We start from the raw sequence: 13480 nt of genomic DNA on the forward strand, positions 1-13480 counted from the left end.
TTTCAGCGCCTACCCAGGCGCTCTGCTCTCAGACGTGACCAGTAGTCGAGCCTTTTGCGAATTTCTCGCTCAAAACCACGCTCCGGCGGATCGTAAAAAACCTGTCGCCCCATCGCTTCCGGGAAGTAGTCCTGACCTGAGAACGCATCTGGCTGATCATGGTCATAAGCATAACCATCTCCGTAGCCTTCATTCTTCATAAGCTTGGTCGGTGCATTCAGTATATGCTTGGGTGGGAGCAGTGATCCATTTTCCTTGGCGGCGCGCATAGAGGCTTTGTAAGCCATATAAACCGCGTTGGATTTAGGTGCTGTCGCGAGATAAACGCAGGCTTGCGCCAAAGCGAGCTCACCTTCCGGCGAGCCAAGATAGTCATAAGCATCCTTGGCCGCATTGCAAATTGCAAGCGCCTGCGGATCAGCAAGACCAATATCCTCCACAGCCATTCGAACCAGCCGACGCCCCAGATAAAGTGGGTCTTCGCCTGCATCGAACATGCGACAAAGATAATAGAGTGCAGCATCCGGATCAGACCCACGCACCGACTTATGCAAAGCCGAAATCAGGTTGTAATGCCCATCCTGCCCCTTGTCATAAACAGGAGCGCGGCGTTGAACCACCTCCTGCAACTTCTCCGCATCAAACACTTCATCGGGTCGAGCGGCACGCCACACTTCCTCAGCGAGCGTTAACGCCGCGCGGCCGTCACCGTCGGCCATCCGAATGAGGCTTGCCCGTGCATCCTCATCGAGCGGCAGCGGACGTTCTTCCTGCTCTTCCGCGCGCGTGAGAAGCGTCGCAATGCTTGTTCCGTCGTGAGGATGAAATGTCAGCACCCTCGCCCGCGACAACAAAGCGGCATTCAGTTCAAACGAAGGGTTTTCTGTCGTGGCACCTATCAGGATAACCGTACCATCTTCCATCACAGGCAGGAAACTATCCTGTTGCGCGCGATTGAAGCGATGAATTTCGTCCACAAACAGCAGGGTCTGACGACCCGACATGCGCCGCGCACGCGCAGATTCAAACACCTTCTTCAGATCAGCCACGCCGGAAAAAATTGCCGAAATCTGCTCAAAGGCAAGCTCGGTTTCACCGGCAAGCAATCGTGCAACTGTTGTCTTGCCGGTTCCCGGAGGTCCCCAGAAGATCATAGACCCAAGCGAACCAGAGGCGATCATTCGTGTTAGCACACCTTCCGGTCCGGTCAGATGTTCCTGCCCTGTCACTTCCGATAGATGACGCGGGCGCAAACGATCAGCAAGCGGCCTGTTACGGTCCGCCTGCGGATCCACCGCATTGGAAAAAAGGTCGCTCATTACGCTTCGCTCGATGCTCAAAAACAAATGTCGTTTCAGGCATAGTCCCGCCTGAAACGACATGCAACAGTTTGGGGTTTGGTATTAAAGCATGTCTCCCAGAAGTGGGACCCGGTTTTTGAGATAAAGACATGCGCTAAAACAAATAGTAGAGGCATTTCTAACGATTCATCTTAAACAGGAAATGCTCTAGCGTACAAACTGGCGGATCAATGCGCCATTGCGTTCCACCTCAAGCCGCCATGCCAAACCGCGTCCACTGTTTAACGCGGCAGTCAGATCATTAATCGTGCGGATTGGATTACCGTTAATACCGCGAATAATGTCGCGTTGACGTAGACCAAGTCGCGCTGCTTGTGAGTTAACAATCACGTCTGTAACGATGACGCCACGTGCCCCATCACGCATCCGCATCTTCGAAGCCATCGACGCAGTAAGCTCTTCAACCACAGCACCTTCAAATGGATTGTCGCCTTTGATTGTCTGCTTTTGCTGTGGCTTTGTCTCAGGTTCCTTCGCAAGCTTCACCGGCAATTTGCTATCCTTGCCATTGCGAACGATATCCAGCGTGACGGTGTTTCCAATGCCAGCTGTCGATAGACGATACCCGAGCACATCAACATTGTCGGCCCGCACACCCTGAACCGACATGACAACGTCACCGACCTTCAGTCCTGCTTCTTCTGCCGGACCACCTTTGATCACAGCCGTTACAAGCACGCCGAACGACTTATCCATGCCGAGGCTTTCGGCAACATCAGGTGTAATATTCTGGAAGGTTGCACCAATGAAAGGGCGTTCAAAACTCGTGCTACCGCTCAATGCAGCATCAACAACTGCGCGCACCATGTTCGATGGAATGGCAAAGCCAATGCCCACAGAACCACCTGAACGCGAGAAAATTGCCGTATTGATGCCGATCAGACGACTGCGCATGTCGATGAGACCGCCACCAGAGTTACCGGGATTGATCGCAGCATCTGTCTGGATGAAAAAGTCGAAGTCCGAAACCCCAACCTGCGTGCGCGACTGAGCCGAAACGATACCGCTTGTCACCGTCTGACCAACCCCAAATGGATTACCGATCGCCAGAACCAGGTCGCCTACTTCAACTTCATCGGAGTTTCCAAGCGCCAGAACCGGAAAGTTCTCCTTTGCTTCAATTTTCAGCACAGCCAGATCTGTGGTTTCGTCACGCAAAAGAACCGTGCTCTCAAACTGACGCCCGTCCGACAGCGCGACCTTGATCTCGTCAGCATCCTTGATGACGTGATTATTAGTCACCACGATACCCGATGCATCGACGATGACGCCTGAGCCGAGGGATTGTTCGGTTCGTGATTTGCCACCGCCGCCAAATTGTTTGCCAAAGAATTGTTCGAAAAACGGATCGCCAGCAAACGGTGATTGCTGTTGCTGCACTTGGCGTGCCGCATAAACATTGACGACGGCTGGTGCTGTTGCCTTCACAAGAGGAGCAAAGGAAAGCTGCATATCTGCACGACTAAGAGGTATCTGTGTGCCCTGAGCCGGAACGGCAGTTTCCTGCGCCATCACAGGCAATGTGACCGTGCTGATGGAAGCAAGAACCAGACCCGTAATCCCATAACGTCGCCAATTCATTCGCAAACTCCAGTTTCCTTAATCCAGCCTCCGATTCCTCGGAGCAATACCGGCAATATGGAGGTAACAAGGCCAAGTATAAAGGGCTGGATTAAGGCGAAACGCATTACAGCTTGGTAATGAATTATGACCGACTATCAGGGCGCCATGATAGGAAGATCAAAATGCTTCTCGAGCGCATTCCGAAACGTGCAAAACGATCTTCGGAAAAGTTGCGCGTGAAAACAAATAATTGAGACGCGCCAATCCGATTCAGTCAAATCGAAACGAGCTGCAAACGCAAAAAAAGGGCCGCACTAGGCGACCCTCTTTATATGCTCTGTCGCGTAAGATTACGCTGCTTCTGCTTCTGCAGCAGCTTCAGCTTCAACGCGTGCACGATCAGCTTTGCCCTTTGCATCGACATCGCGCTCAACGAATTCGACAACTGCCATTGGCGCATTGTCACCAGTACGGAAGCCAGCCTTCATGATGCGGATGTAGCCGCCGTTACGGGTTGCGTAACGAGTAGCAAGTGTGTCGAACAGCTTAGCAACGAGCTGTACGTCGCGGATGGCGGAAATCGCCTGACGACGTGCATGCAAGTCACCGCGCTTGCCGAGAGTGACAAGCTTTTCTACGATTGGACGGATTTCCTTAGCTTTAGGAAGCGTGGTCACAATCTGTTCATGCTCGATGAGCGAAGCCGCCATGTTGGCGAACATTGCCTTGCGATGCGAGGCAGTGCGGTTCAGCTTACGCTGTCCATTACCGTGGCGCATGGCCTTCTCCTTTAATTCGTAACGTACCGGGATATGCCGGTCTTAATATTGGTCTTCGTAGCGCTTGGCGAGATCTTCGATGTTTTCTGGCGGCCAGGCTGGGATTTCCATACCAAGATGGAGACCCATCGATGCCAGAACTTCCTTGATCTCGTTGAGCGACTTGCGGCCGAAATTCGGAGTCCGCAACATCTCGGCTTCCGTCTTCTGGATCAGATCGCCGATGTAGACGATGTTGTCGTTCTTCAGGCAGTTTGCCGAACGTACCGACAATTCGAGCTCGTCTACCTTCTTGAGCAGAGCCGGGTTGAAAGCCAGTTCCGCAACCTGTTCCTGCGGAGCTTCCTTCTGTGGCTCTTCGAAGTTGACGAAGACCGCGAGCTGGTCCTGAAGAATGCGCGCTGCATAAGCAACTGCATCTTCACCGCTCACGGAACCATTGGTTTCGATGTTGAGCGTCAGCTTGTCGTAATCGAGAACCTGACCTTCACGGGTGTTCTCAATCTTGTACGATACCTTGCGGATCGGCGAGTAAAGGCTGTCAACCGGAATAAGGCCGATTGGAGCATCTTCCGCACGATTACGGTCGGCAGGCACATAGCCCTTACCGGTGTTAACGGTGAATTCCATGCGGATTTCAGCGCCTTCATCCAGCGTGCAAATGACGTGATCCGGATTAAGGATCTCGACATCGCCAACGGTCTGAATGTCACCAGCCGTAACAACGCCCGGGCCTTCCTTGCGGACAACCATGCGCTTCGGGCCTTCACCTTCCATACGGATGGCGATTTCCTTGACGTTCAGAACGATATCCGTGGTGTCTTCGCGGACACCCGGAATGGAAGAGAATTCATGCAGAACGCCATCAATCTGAATGGCGGTCACGGCAGCGCCGCGCAGCGACGACAGAAGCACGCGACGCAGTGCGTTACCAAGCGTCAGACCAAAACCGCGTTCCAGCGGCTCAGCAACGACGGTTGCAAGCGTGCGAGAGCCGTTGGTGTTGAACTCCACCTTGTTCGGCTTGATCAGTTCCTGCCAGTTCTTCTGGATCATGTGGTTTTCCTCTATCAACCGTCGCTACCATCCTATCGTAGCGATCTTGTGAAGAACCGCAGAGGAGCCCCGGAACTAATTTGACTTAATCCAGGGCTCATGCGGCATAAAAACGAAAATCAGACCCGGCGCTTCTTGCGCGGACGGCAGCCGTTGTGCGGGATCGGCGTAACATCGCGGATCGACGTAATCACAAAGCCGGCAGCCTGAAGGGCGCGCAGCGCAGATTCACGGCCAGAGCCCGGTCCACAAACCTCGACTTCGAGGGAGCGCATGCCATGTTCCTGAGCCTTCTTGGCGCAATCTTCAGCAGCGATCTGTGCGGCAAACGGGGTCGACTTACGCGAACCCTTGAAACCCTGAGCACCTGCGGAAGACCAGGCAATTGCATTGCCCTGTGCATCCGTGATGGTAATCATGGTGTTGTTAAACGTCGAATTTACGTGGGCAACGCCCGACGAGATGTTTTTACGTTCGCGGCGGCGAACGCGCTGGGCTTCCTTAGCCATAATAGTCCTCTCAAATCGATCTCTACACCGCCGTAGTTCCAGCGGCTACACCGGTCCATTGAAGACAAGCTCAAGGACCAGCACCGAACCCGACCGGCGTACCGGCTGAGTCCGACGGAACGAAAACGTTCCGTCGATATTACTTCTTCTTACCTGCGATAGCCTTTGCAGGACCCTTACGGGTACGTGCATTGGTATGCGTACGCTGACCGCGAACCGGCAGCGAACGACGATGACGCAGACCGCGGTAGCAGCCAAGGTCCATCAGGCGCTTGATATTCATCGAAACTTCACGACGCAGGTCACCTTCGACCCGGTAGTCAGCATCGATTGCTTCACGGATCTGAAGTACTTCAGCATCCGACAGCTGATTAACGCGACGATCGTCGGCAATGCCAACCTTCGTTACGATCTGCCGAGCAAATTTCGGTCCAATCCCGTGGATGTACTGAAGCGCAATAACAACGCGCTTGTTCGTCGGGATGTTGACGCCAGCGATACGTGCCACGTCTGTTCTCCTTGAGTTGTAATAAATTCCACCTAAGGGACTTATCCCCGAGACAGCATAAATTGACCGGCAACGGCCTTTTTCAATTTCCGCCGCAGCCGACCATTCAAAAACCATTGAAGTGGCGCAGTCTTTGACGGAATCGCCAGAAAAAGTCAACTCTTAACTGTCCGTAAAGCTGCCAAAGCAACTTCGCAGACATTAAAAGAAACTTTTGAAAGCGATAAGCGGACCGAAAAACATAAAATGCACTTCTGTCCGCAATTCTTAAGAGCACAATCCAACCGAAGCGAAACGAGGGTCGATAAGATTATGCTTCAATAAAAACCAGAGCGCCGATCTGATAAAATCAGACCAGTAGGCACTCTGGTGGTATTTTCAAGCCTTACGCCGGAACAAGAATTCTCTCGATTTCGGCAGTAACTTCTTCAACCGGAGCCATACCATTGATGACCCGGAGTTCACCGGTTCCTGCATAATAGCTGGAAAGCGGTGATGTCTTTTCGCGATATTCAACAAGACGCTTACGGAAAGCTTCCGGGTTATCGTCAGAACGAACCTGACCACCCTTTGCAATCGTTTCAGCCACCCGGTTCTCCATCCGGTTGACCAATGCGTTCTCATCGACCTTGAGCTCGATTACTGCATCGAGCTTGAGACCTTTACCAACGAGCATTTCACCAAGTGCCTGTGCCTGAGGCACAGTACGAGGATAACCGTCGAGAATGAAACCAGCTGCGCAATCTGGCGCATCAATGCGCTCGGATACGATCTGATTAACGATCTCGTCGGAAACCAGCTGACCCGCATCCATAACGGCCTTGGCGCGCTTCCCGATTTCGCTTTGCTGAGCGACTGCTGCACGCAGCATGTCGCCAGTCGAAAGCTGTGGTATTCCATGCTTCTTGGTAAGAAGTCCAGCCTGCGTCCCCTTACCTGCTCCGGGCGGCCCAAGAAGTATCAGTCTCATTTATTACGTTTCCCACCTCTGAGTTTGGACTTCTTGATCAACCCTTCATACTGATGGGCAACAAGATGTCCCTGAATTTGCGCAACTGTGTCGAGTGTCACGCTGACCACGATCAGCAGCGAAGTACCGCCAAGATAGAATGGCACACCGGTCGCGGAAATCAGGAATTCCGGCAGAAGACAGACAAGCACGATATAGATGGCGCCGACAACCGTAATGCGTGTCAACACATAGTCTATATACTCTGCTGTACGTTCGCCCGGGCGGATACCCGGAATAAAGCCGGAATGCTTCTTAAGCTGGTCAGCCGTGTCCTTGGGATTGAACACGATAGCCGTGTAGAAGAAGCAGAAGAATGCCATCAACCCAGCATAGAACAGCATATAAAGTGGCTGACCATGACCGAGAGCATTGAGAATGGTCGTACCCCACGCCGGCATTTCGGCCGTATTTGCGAAACCTGCAACAGTCGCTGGTAACAGCAGAAGCGACGAAGCAAAGATCGGAGGAATAACGCCAGCCGTGTTTAGCTTGAGCGGCAGATGCGATGTATCGCCCTGGAACATGCGGTTACCAACCTGGCGCTTCGGATACTGGATCAGAAGGCGACGCTGTGCACGTTCAACAAAGACGATGATCGCAATAAGCGCGATAGCCAAAATGATAACGCCAAGGATCAGACCTGTGGACAGAGCGCCCGTACGGCCCAGTTCCAGCGTACCGGAAATAGCGTGTGGAAGGTTTGCGACAATACCGGCGAAAATTATGAGCGAAATACCGTTACCGATACCGCGCGCAGTGATCTGCTCACCCAGCCACATCAGGAACATCGTGCCACCAACGAGCGTGATGACCGACGAAACCAAGAACATTGGTCCAGGATTTGTAACGATGCCGTTACCCGACTGAAGACCAACCGAAATCGCGTAAGCCTGCACAAGTGCTAGAAGCACTGTACCGTAGCGCGTGTACTGATTGATGATCTTGCGGCCCGACTCGCCTTCCTTCTTCAGCGCTTCAAGGGTCGGAACAACCGACGTCATGAGCTGCACGATGATGGAAGCGGAAATATAGGGCATGATGCCAAGTGCGAAAATGGCCATACGACCAACAGCACCACCGGCGAACATGTTGAAAAGCCCAAGAACACCCTGGCTATGCTGCTGGAATGCCTGCGCAAGCGCTTCAGGATTGATCCCGGGAAGCGGAATATACGTTCCAAACCGGTACACGAGCAAAGCGCCCAGTGTAAACCAGATGCGCTTCTTGAGTTCTTCAGCTTTCGAGAAAGCCGAAAAATTGAGATTGGAAACTAGCTGTTCAGCAGCCGATGCCATTAAATTTCTCCGGTGAAAAGTCTCCGGCCCTCCCCCTCTGCCGACACGAATCCCTGAGACCCGCACCCTCAGACAAAGAAGACCCTACCCAGATATGCGCATTGGCATAAAGGTGCAAGCGGCGGCACTAGGGCCGCCGCTTTTTATTTTGTATATCGAAGTCTTATTCAGCAGCTGCTTCGGGAAGCTTGACGCTGCCGCCGGCCTTTTCGATCTTTTCGATCGCAGCCTTGGAAGCTCCAGCAACCTCGAAGGCTACCTTAGCCTTCAATTCACCGTCCGAAAGAAGACGGACGCCGTCTTTGGCGCGACGAATCACACCAGCAGCCTTCAGCGTATCAAGGTTCACAACAGCCTTTGCATCGAGCTTGCCTGCGTCGATTGCGGTCTGAACGCGACCGAGCGAAACGACGTTGAAGCTTTTTGCGAAGATGTTCGTGAAGCCGCGCTTTGGCAGACGGCGGTAGATTGGCATCTGGCCGCCTTCAAAGCCGTTGATCGCTACGCCAGAACGGGACTTCTGTCCCTTGACGCCGCGGCCAGCGGTCTTGCCGGTGCCGGAGCCGATACCACGGCCAACGCGCTTACGCGCTTTTACAGAACCTGGCTTGTCACGCAGATCGTTGAGTTTCATGTCTCTATCCCCTGCGTTATCAAGCCTCGTCCACAACGCGGACGAGATGCTGAACCTTGGCGATCATACCACGAACTGAAGGAGTATCCTCCAGCGTGCGGCGGCGGTGCATTTTGTTAAGTCCGAGTCCGATCAGCGTTGCACGCTGTTCGGCTGGACGACGGATAGGGCTTCCGATCTGTTCGACCGTAACCGTCTTACCCTTCTTCTCAGCCATCACTCAAATCCCTTGTCTATGGCGTATCCGGTGCTATTGCACCGGACTGGCACAAACTATCGGCTATTCTTCCGAACCGACCACATCATGGCGACGAGCCTGAAGAGTCGAGTACTTGATGCCGCGCTGTGCAGCAATGTCCTTTGGATGCATCTGATGCTTCAGAGCGTCAAAGGTTGCACGAACCATGTTGTAAGGGTTCGACGAGCCAAGCGACTTAGCAACAACGTCCTGAACGCCAAGCGTCTCGAACACAGCACGCATAGGACCACCAGCAATGATACCCTTACCAGCAGGAGCTGCACGAAGCAGAACCTTGCCAGCGCCGTGACGACCCTGCACATCGTGATGCAGTGTACGACCCGAACGCAGTGGTACGAAAATCATATCGCGCTTAGCAGCTTCAGTAGCCTTACGGATAGCTTCAGGCACTTCACGTGCCTTGCCATGACCGAAGCCTACGCGACCCTTCTGGTCTCCAACTACGACGAGCGCAGCGAAACCGAAGCGACGGCCACCTTTAACGACCTTGGCAACGCGGTTGATGTGAACGAGCTTGTCAACGAATTCGCTGTCGCGCTCCTCACGACCGCGATCCTCGCGGTTACGTTCTCTCTGTGCCATATCCTATTCCTTTATTTTTTTCCGGAAGCACAAAATGCTATTAGAAGCTCAGTCCGCCTTCGCGGGCAGCTTCGGCGAGGGCCTTCACACGGCCGTGGTAAATAAATGCACCACGGTCGAACACTACTTCACTGACGCCTGCTTTAACGGCACGCTCTGCAACCAGTTTGCCTACTGCAGCAGCTGCTGCGGAGTCGGCGCCGGTCTTGAGCTGGCCCTTCAGGTCGCCATCCAGTGTCGACGCTGCTGCGATGGTAACACCGCGAACGTCGTCGATAACCTGAACGTAGATGTTCTTGGAAGAGCGGTGCACGCTGAGACGTGGACGGCCATTTGCGACGGCCTTGACCTGACGGCGTACACGAGCAGCGCGACGCTGCAAAGTTTCTTTTGGCGATGCCATGACGCGCTTCCCTTACTTCTTCTTGCCTTCTTTGCGGACGATTTTCTCGCCAGCATACTTGACGCCCTTGCCCTTGTAAGGCTCGGGGCCGCGATATTCGCGGATCTCAGCCGCGACCTGACCGACCTGCTGCTTGTCGATACCAGTGACGACGATTTCCGTCGGCTTAGGTACAGCAACAGTGATACCAGCAGGCACGTCATAGACCACTTCGTGACTGAAGCCGAGAGAGAGCTGGACATTCTTGCCCTGCATAGCCGCACGATAACCAACGCCGCTAATCTCAAGCTTCTTTTCGAAGCCCTTCTCGACGCCTTCGAAGATGTTAACGATCATCGAACGCGACATGCCCCACTTGGAGCGAGCTTCTTTGGACTGGTCACGAGGATCGACGCTTACAGCGCCGTCTTCGAGCTTAACCAGAACTTCATCGTGCACCACGAAAGACAATTCGCCTTTCGCGCCCTTAGCCTTGACGATCTGCCCATCAACACTGGCGGTCACGCCTGCCGGGACCGGCACGGGTTTTTTACCGATACGAGACATTTTTATACCTGTCTTCTATCTGTTCACTGTCAGCCGCATCAGAAGATGCGGCAGAGCAGCTCACCACCAACGTTTTGTTCACGGGCTTCATGATCCGCCATTACACCCTTAGGTGTGGACAGGATCGAGATGCCAAGACCATTCGCAACCTGCGGGATCGACTTGACCGACACGTAAACGCGACGGCCTGGCTTCGAAACGCGGGTCAGTTCACGAATGACTGGAACGCCTTCATAGTACTTCAGTTCGATTTCGATCTCGGCTTTGCCGTTCACGAATTCACTCTGCGTGTATCCGCGGATGTAGCCTTCAGACTGAAGGACATCAAGAACGCGAGCGCGCAGCTTAGAAGCCGGGGTCGAAACCTTGGTCTTCTTGCGGCCTACTGCGTTACGAATACGGGTCAGCATATCGCCGATAGGATCTGACACAGACATATGCTACTCCTTACCAGCTCGACTTAACTATGCCCGGAATCTGTCCGAGCGAACCCAACTGGCGAAGCGCAATACGCGACATCTTCAGTTTACGGTAATAACCACGCGGACGACCCGAAACTTCGCAACGATTGCGAATACGAACCTTAGCGGAATTGCGCGGCAGTTCGGCGAGCTGAATAGAAGCGCGGAAACGCTCATCCAGCGGAAGGCTCTGATCCATTACGATCGCCTTCAGACGTGCACGCTTTTCAGCATGACGCTTAACCAACTTTTCGCGGCGCTTATTGTTTTCGACTGCGCTAGTCTTGGCCATATTATTATACCTCGCTACGCTTGCCGTTACTGCCGGAATGGGAAGTTGAAGGCGCGCAGAAGAGCGCGGGCTTCATCATCCGTCTTAGCGGTCGTGCAAACGATGATGTCCATGCCCCAGATCTGATCAACTTTATCGTAGTTGATTTCTGGGAACACGATGTGTTCCTTAACGCCCATGGCAAAGTTGCCGCGACCATCAAAGCTCTTCGGATTCAGACCGCGGAAATCTCGAACGCGCGGAAGCGCGATCGTGATCAGACGATCAAGAAATTCGTACATACGATCCGAACGAAGTGTTACCTTCGTACCGATCGGCATGTCTTCACGCAACTTGAAAGTTGCGATCGAATTACGGGCGCGAGTAATGACAGCCTTCTGTCCGGCAATCAAGGCCAGATCTGCTGCAGCAACAGTTGGCTTCTTCGAATCGCCAGTTGCTTCGCCTACACCCATATTCAGGACAACTTTGGTGATGCGAGGAATCTGCATCTCGTTGTCGTATTTGAATTCTTCAAGAAGAGCTTTACGGATCGTGTCCTGATAAATCTTCTTGAAGCGTGGAAGTGCCTTTGCTTCAGACATCAGATCACCGCTCCCGAACGCTTTGCAACGCGAACCTTCTTGCCATCTTCAACACGGAAACCAACGCGAGTTGGCTTGCCATCCTTTGGATCAGCAATGGCCAGATTGGACAGATGGATCGCCGCCTCTTTCGAGATGATGCCGGCTTCCTGTGTCTGAGTCTGGCGCTGGTGACGCTTTACAACATTAATGCCGCGAACCAGTGCTTTTTCGTCCTTAGGCATAACCTGAAGAACTTCGCCTGTACGGCCCTTGTCCTTACCGGACAGCACGACAACGCTGTCGCCTTTGCGAATCTTTTGCATCGTCTTGCTTCCTTACAGAACTTCCGGAGCCAGCGAGATGATCTTCATGTGGCTCTTCGCGCGAAGTTCGCGTGGAACCGGTCCGAAGATACGCGTACCGATAGGCTCTTTCTTATTATCGATGAGAACAGCTGCGTTGTTATCAAAACGAATTACGCTGCCGTCCGGACGACGGATGTCCTTGGCGGTCCGTACGACCACCGCCTTCATCACGTCACCCTTTTTGACGCGGCCGCGCGGAATAGCTTCCTTGATCGACACCACAATAATGTCGCCAACGGAAGCGTAACGCCGCTTCGAGCCGCCCAGCACCTTGATGCACATGACACGACGTGCGCCGGAGTTATCCGCCACGTCGAGGTTTGTTTGCATCTGAATCATGACTGGCCGCCTTCTTTTCCTTCAGCTGGTTAAGGGCTCCTGCCCTACCTAAGCTGCGTGTTTGTAATTTAGCCCGCTACTTCGTTCGAAAGAACGACCCAGCGTTTGTCCTTCGAAATTGGCTTGGATTCCTCAATGGAAACCTGATCGCCAATCTTGAACTGGTTGTTTTCGTCATGCGCCTTGTACTTCTTAGACTGGCGAATGGTCTTCTGGAGGAGCGGATGCGAATAGCGGCGCTCAACCTTAACCACAACAGTCTTATCGTTTTTGTCGCTGACGACAACGCCCTGCAGAACGCGTTTAGGCATTATACTTGTTCCTTATGCCTTGCTTTCGGCCGCCTTCTGGCGGGCGATGGTCTTGATACGCGCAATGTCGCGACGAACTTGCTTCACGCGCGCGGTTTTTTCGAGCTGGCCGGTTGCCTTCTGGAAGCGCAGGTTAAACTGCTCTTTCTTCAGTGCGCCCAACTCATCAGTGATCTGATCGAGGCTTTTCGCCCGAACGTCTGCGGCTTTCATGACTGCCTCTCTTACTCTGCGATGCGCTGAATGAAGCGCGTCTTGACCGACAACTTTGCAGCGCCGAGTCTTAAGGCTTCGCGTGCCACATCTTCGGGTACGCCGTCAAGCTCAAACATTACGCGGCCTGGTGCCACGCGGCATGCCCAGTAGTCAACTGAACCCTTACCTTTACCCATACGGACTTCGGTAGGCTTCGATGTAACTGGCAGATCCGGGAAGATTCGGATCCATACACGGCCCGCACGTTTCATGTGGCGGGTGATCGCGCGGCGAGCCGCTTCGATCTGTCGTGCTGTGACGCGGTCAGGCTCCAGAGCCTTCAAACCGAATGCACCGAAATTAAGATCCGTACCGCCCTTCGAGTTGCCGTGGATACGGCCCTTGAACTGCTTACGGAACTTGGTGCGCTTAGGCTGCATCATT

Annotated in this window: 21 protein-coding genes; all 21 read right to left on the reverse strand. The window is 53.5% G+C overall.

Going from position 1 to position 13480, the window contains the following annotated elements; translation table 11 throughout:
* Positions 1–2: 2 nt before the first annotated feature.
* The 21 genes from CES85_RS15675 to rplP all read right to left on the reverse strand — a co-directional run bounded on the left by CES85_RS15675 (position 3) and on the right by rplP (position 13479).
* Entirely contained in the window at positions 3–1319 is a 1317-nt protein-coding gene (locus tag CES85_RS15675; protein ID WP_095446802.1) for a replication-associated recombination protein A, read from the reverse strand.
* Between the two features lie 189 nt (positions 1320–1508).
* Positions 1509–2942: a DegQ family serine endoprotease gene (locus tag CES85_RS15680; RefSeq protein WP_095446803.1), complete on the reverse strand. Its 1434-nt coding sequence runs from the start codon at positions 2940–2942 to the stop codon at positions 1509–1511.
* A 332-nt stretch (positions 2943–3274) separates the two neighbouring features.
* Positions 3275–3703: a 50S ribosomal protein L17 gene (rplQ, locus tag CES85_RS15685; RefSeq protein ID WP_095446804.1), complete on the reverse strand. Its 429-nt coding sequence runs from the start codon at positions 3701–3703 to the stop codon at positions 3275–3277.
* A gap of 42 nt (positions 3704–3745) precedes the next feature.
* A complete protein-coding gene (locus CES85_RS15690; protein ID WP_024897029.1) occupies positions 3746–4759 on the reverse strand; it encodes a DNA-directed RNA polymerase subunit alpha in 1014 nt (337 codons plus the stop codon).
* A 119-nt stretch (positions 4760–4878) separates the two neighbouring features.
* A complete protein-coding gene (gene rpsK, locus CES85_RS15695; RefSeq protein ID WP_094577429.1) occupies positions 4879–5268 on the reverse strand; it encodes a 30S ribosomal protein S11 in 390 nt (129 codons plus the stop codon).
* A gap of 139 nt (positions 5269–5407) precedes the next feature.
* Complete coding sequence (gene rpsM / locus CES85_RS15700) at positions 5408–5776, reverse strand: 30S ribosomal protein S13 (RefSeq protein WP_094577430.1); 369 nt, start codon at positions 5774–5776, stop codon at positions 5408–5410.
* A gap of 385 nt (positions 5777–6161) precedes the next feature.
* Positions 6162–6746, reverse strand: a complete 585-nt coding sequence (locus CES85_RS15705; protein ID WP_095446805.1) for an adenylate kinase — start codon at positions 6744–6746, stop codon at positions 6162–6164.
* Positions 6743–8083 carry a preprotein translocase subunit SecY gene (secY, locus tag CES85_RS15710; RefSeq protein WP_095446806.1) on the reverse strand — a complete coding sequence of 447 codons (1341 nt, stop codon included), beginning with the start codon at positions 8081–8083 and terminating at the stop codon, positions 6743–6745. Before secY ends, CES85_RS15705 begins: the two co-directional genes overlap by 4 nt.
* Positions 8084–8246: 163 nt before the next feature.
* Positions 8247–8717 (reverse strand): 50S ribosomal protein L15, encoded by a 471-nt coding sequence (gene rplO / locus CES85_RS15715; protein ID WP_095446807.1) that lies wholly within the window; start codon positions 8715–8717, stop codon positions 8247–8249.
* Between the two features lie 19 nt (positions 8718–8736).
* Positions 8737–8934, reverse strand: coding sequence for a 50S ribosomal protein L30 (gene rpmD / locus CES85_RS15720; protein ID WP_007875314.1), 198 nt, complete (start codon positions 8932–8934; stop codon positions 8737–8739).
* A 63-nt stretch (positions 8935–8997) separates the two neighbouring features.
* A complete protein-coding gene (rpsE, locus tag CES85_RS15725) occupies positions 8998–9558 on the reverse strand; it encodes a 30S ribosomal protein S5 (protein WP_024897023.1) in 561 nt (186 codons plus the stop codon).
* Between the two features lie 40 nt (positions 9559–9598).
* Positions 9599–9961 carry a 50S ribosomal protein L18 gene (rplR, locus tag CES85_RS15730; RefSeq protein WP_094577434.1) on the reverse strand — a complete coding sequence of 121 codons (363 nt, stop codon included), beginning with the start codon at positions 9959–9961 and terminating at the stop codon, positions 9599–9601.
* A gap of 12 nt (positions 9962–9973) precedes the next feature.
* Positions 9974–10507, reverse strand: coding sequence for a 50S ribosomal protein L6 (gene rplF / locus CES85_RS15735; protein ID WP_095446808.1), 534 nt, complete (start codon positions 10505–10507; stop codon positions 9974–9976).
* Positions 10508–10545: 38 nt separating this feature from the next.
* The gene (gene rpsH / locus CES85_RS15740; RefSeq protein ID WP_007875325.1) at positions 10546–10944 is read right to left on the reverse strand and encodes a 30S ribosomal protein S8; all 399 of its coding nucleotides are present in this window, start codon (positions 10942–10944) and stop codon (positions 10546–10548) included.
* Between the two features lie 10 nt (positions 10945–10954).
* Positions 10955–11260, reverse strand: coding sequence for a 30S ribosomal protein S14 (gene rpsN / locus CES85_RS15745; protein ID WP_095446809.1), 306 nt, complete (start codon positions 11258–11260; stop codon positions 10955–10957).
* Positions 11261–11286: 26 nt separating this feature from the next.
* Positions 11287–11844, reverse strand: a complete 558-nt coding sequence (rplE, locus tag CES85_RS15750) for a 50S ribosomal protein L5 (RefSeq protein WP_095446810.1) — start codon at positions 11842–11844, stop codon at positions 11287–11289.
* Positions 11844–12149 (reverse strand): 50S ribosomal protein L24, encoded by a 306-nt coding sequence (gene rplX / locus CES85_RS15755; RefSeq protein ID WP_095446811.1) that lies wholly within the window; start codon positions 12147–12149, stop codon positions 11844–11846. The genes rplE and rplX overlap by 1 nt, the downstream gene beginning before the upstream one ends.
* A gap of 12 nt (positions 12150–12161) precedes the next feature.
* A complete protein-coding gene (gene rplN / locus CES85_RS15760; RefSeq protein ID WP_094577439.1) occupies positions 12162–12530 on the reverse strand; it encodes a 50S ribosomal protein L14 in 369 nt (122 codons plus the stop codon).
* Positions 12531–12598: 68 nt separating this feature from the next.
* Positions 12599–12841: a 30S ribosomal protein S17 gene (rpsQ, locus tag CES85_RS15765; RefSeq protein ID WP_095446812.1), complete on the reverse strand. Its 243-nt coding sequence runs from the start codon at positions 12839–12841 to the stop codon at positions 12599–12601.
* Positions 12842–12853: 12 nt separating this feature from the next.
* Positions 12854–13054 (reverse strand): 50S ribosomal protein L29, encoded by a 201-nt coding sequence (gene rpmC / locus CES85_RS15770; protein WP_095446813.1) that lies wholly within the window; start codon positions 13052–13054, stop codon positions 12854–12856.
* An 11-nt stretch (positions 13055–13065) separates the two neighbouring features.
* Complete coding sequence (gene rplP / locus CES85_RS15775) at positions 13066–13479, reverse strand: 50S ribosomal protein L16 (RefSeq protein ID WP_095446814.1); 414 nt, start codon at positions 13477–13479, stop codon at positions 13066–13068.
* Position 13480: the final 1 nt, after the last annotated feature.

This window comes from Ochrobactrum quorumnocens, assembly GCF_002278035.1.
In the GTDB taxonomy this organism is placed as follows: domain Bacteria; phylum Pseudomonadota; class Alphaproteobacteria; order Rhizobiales; family Rhizobiaceae; genus Brucella; species Brucella quorumnocens.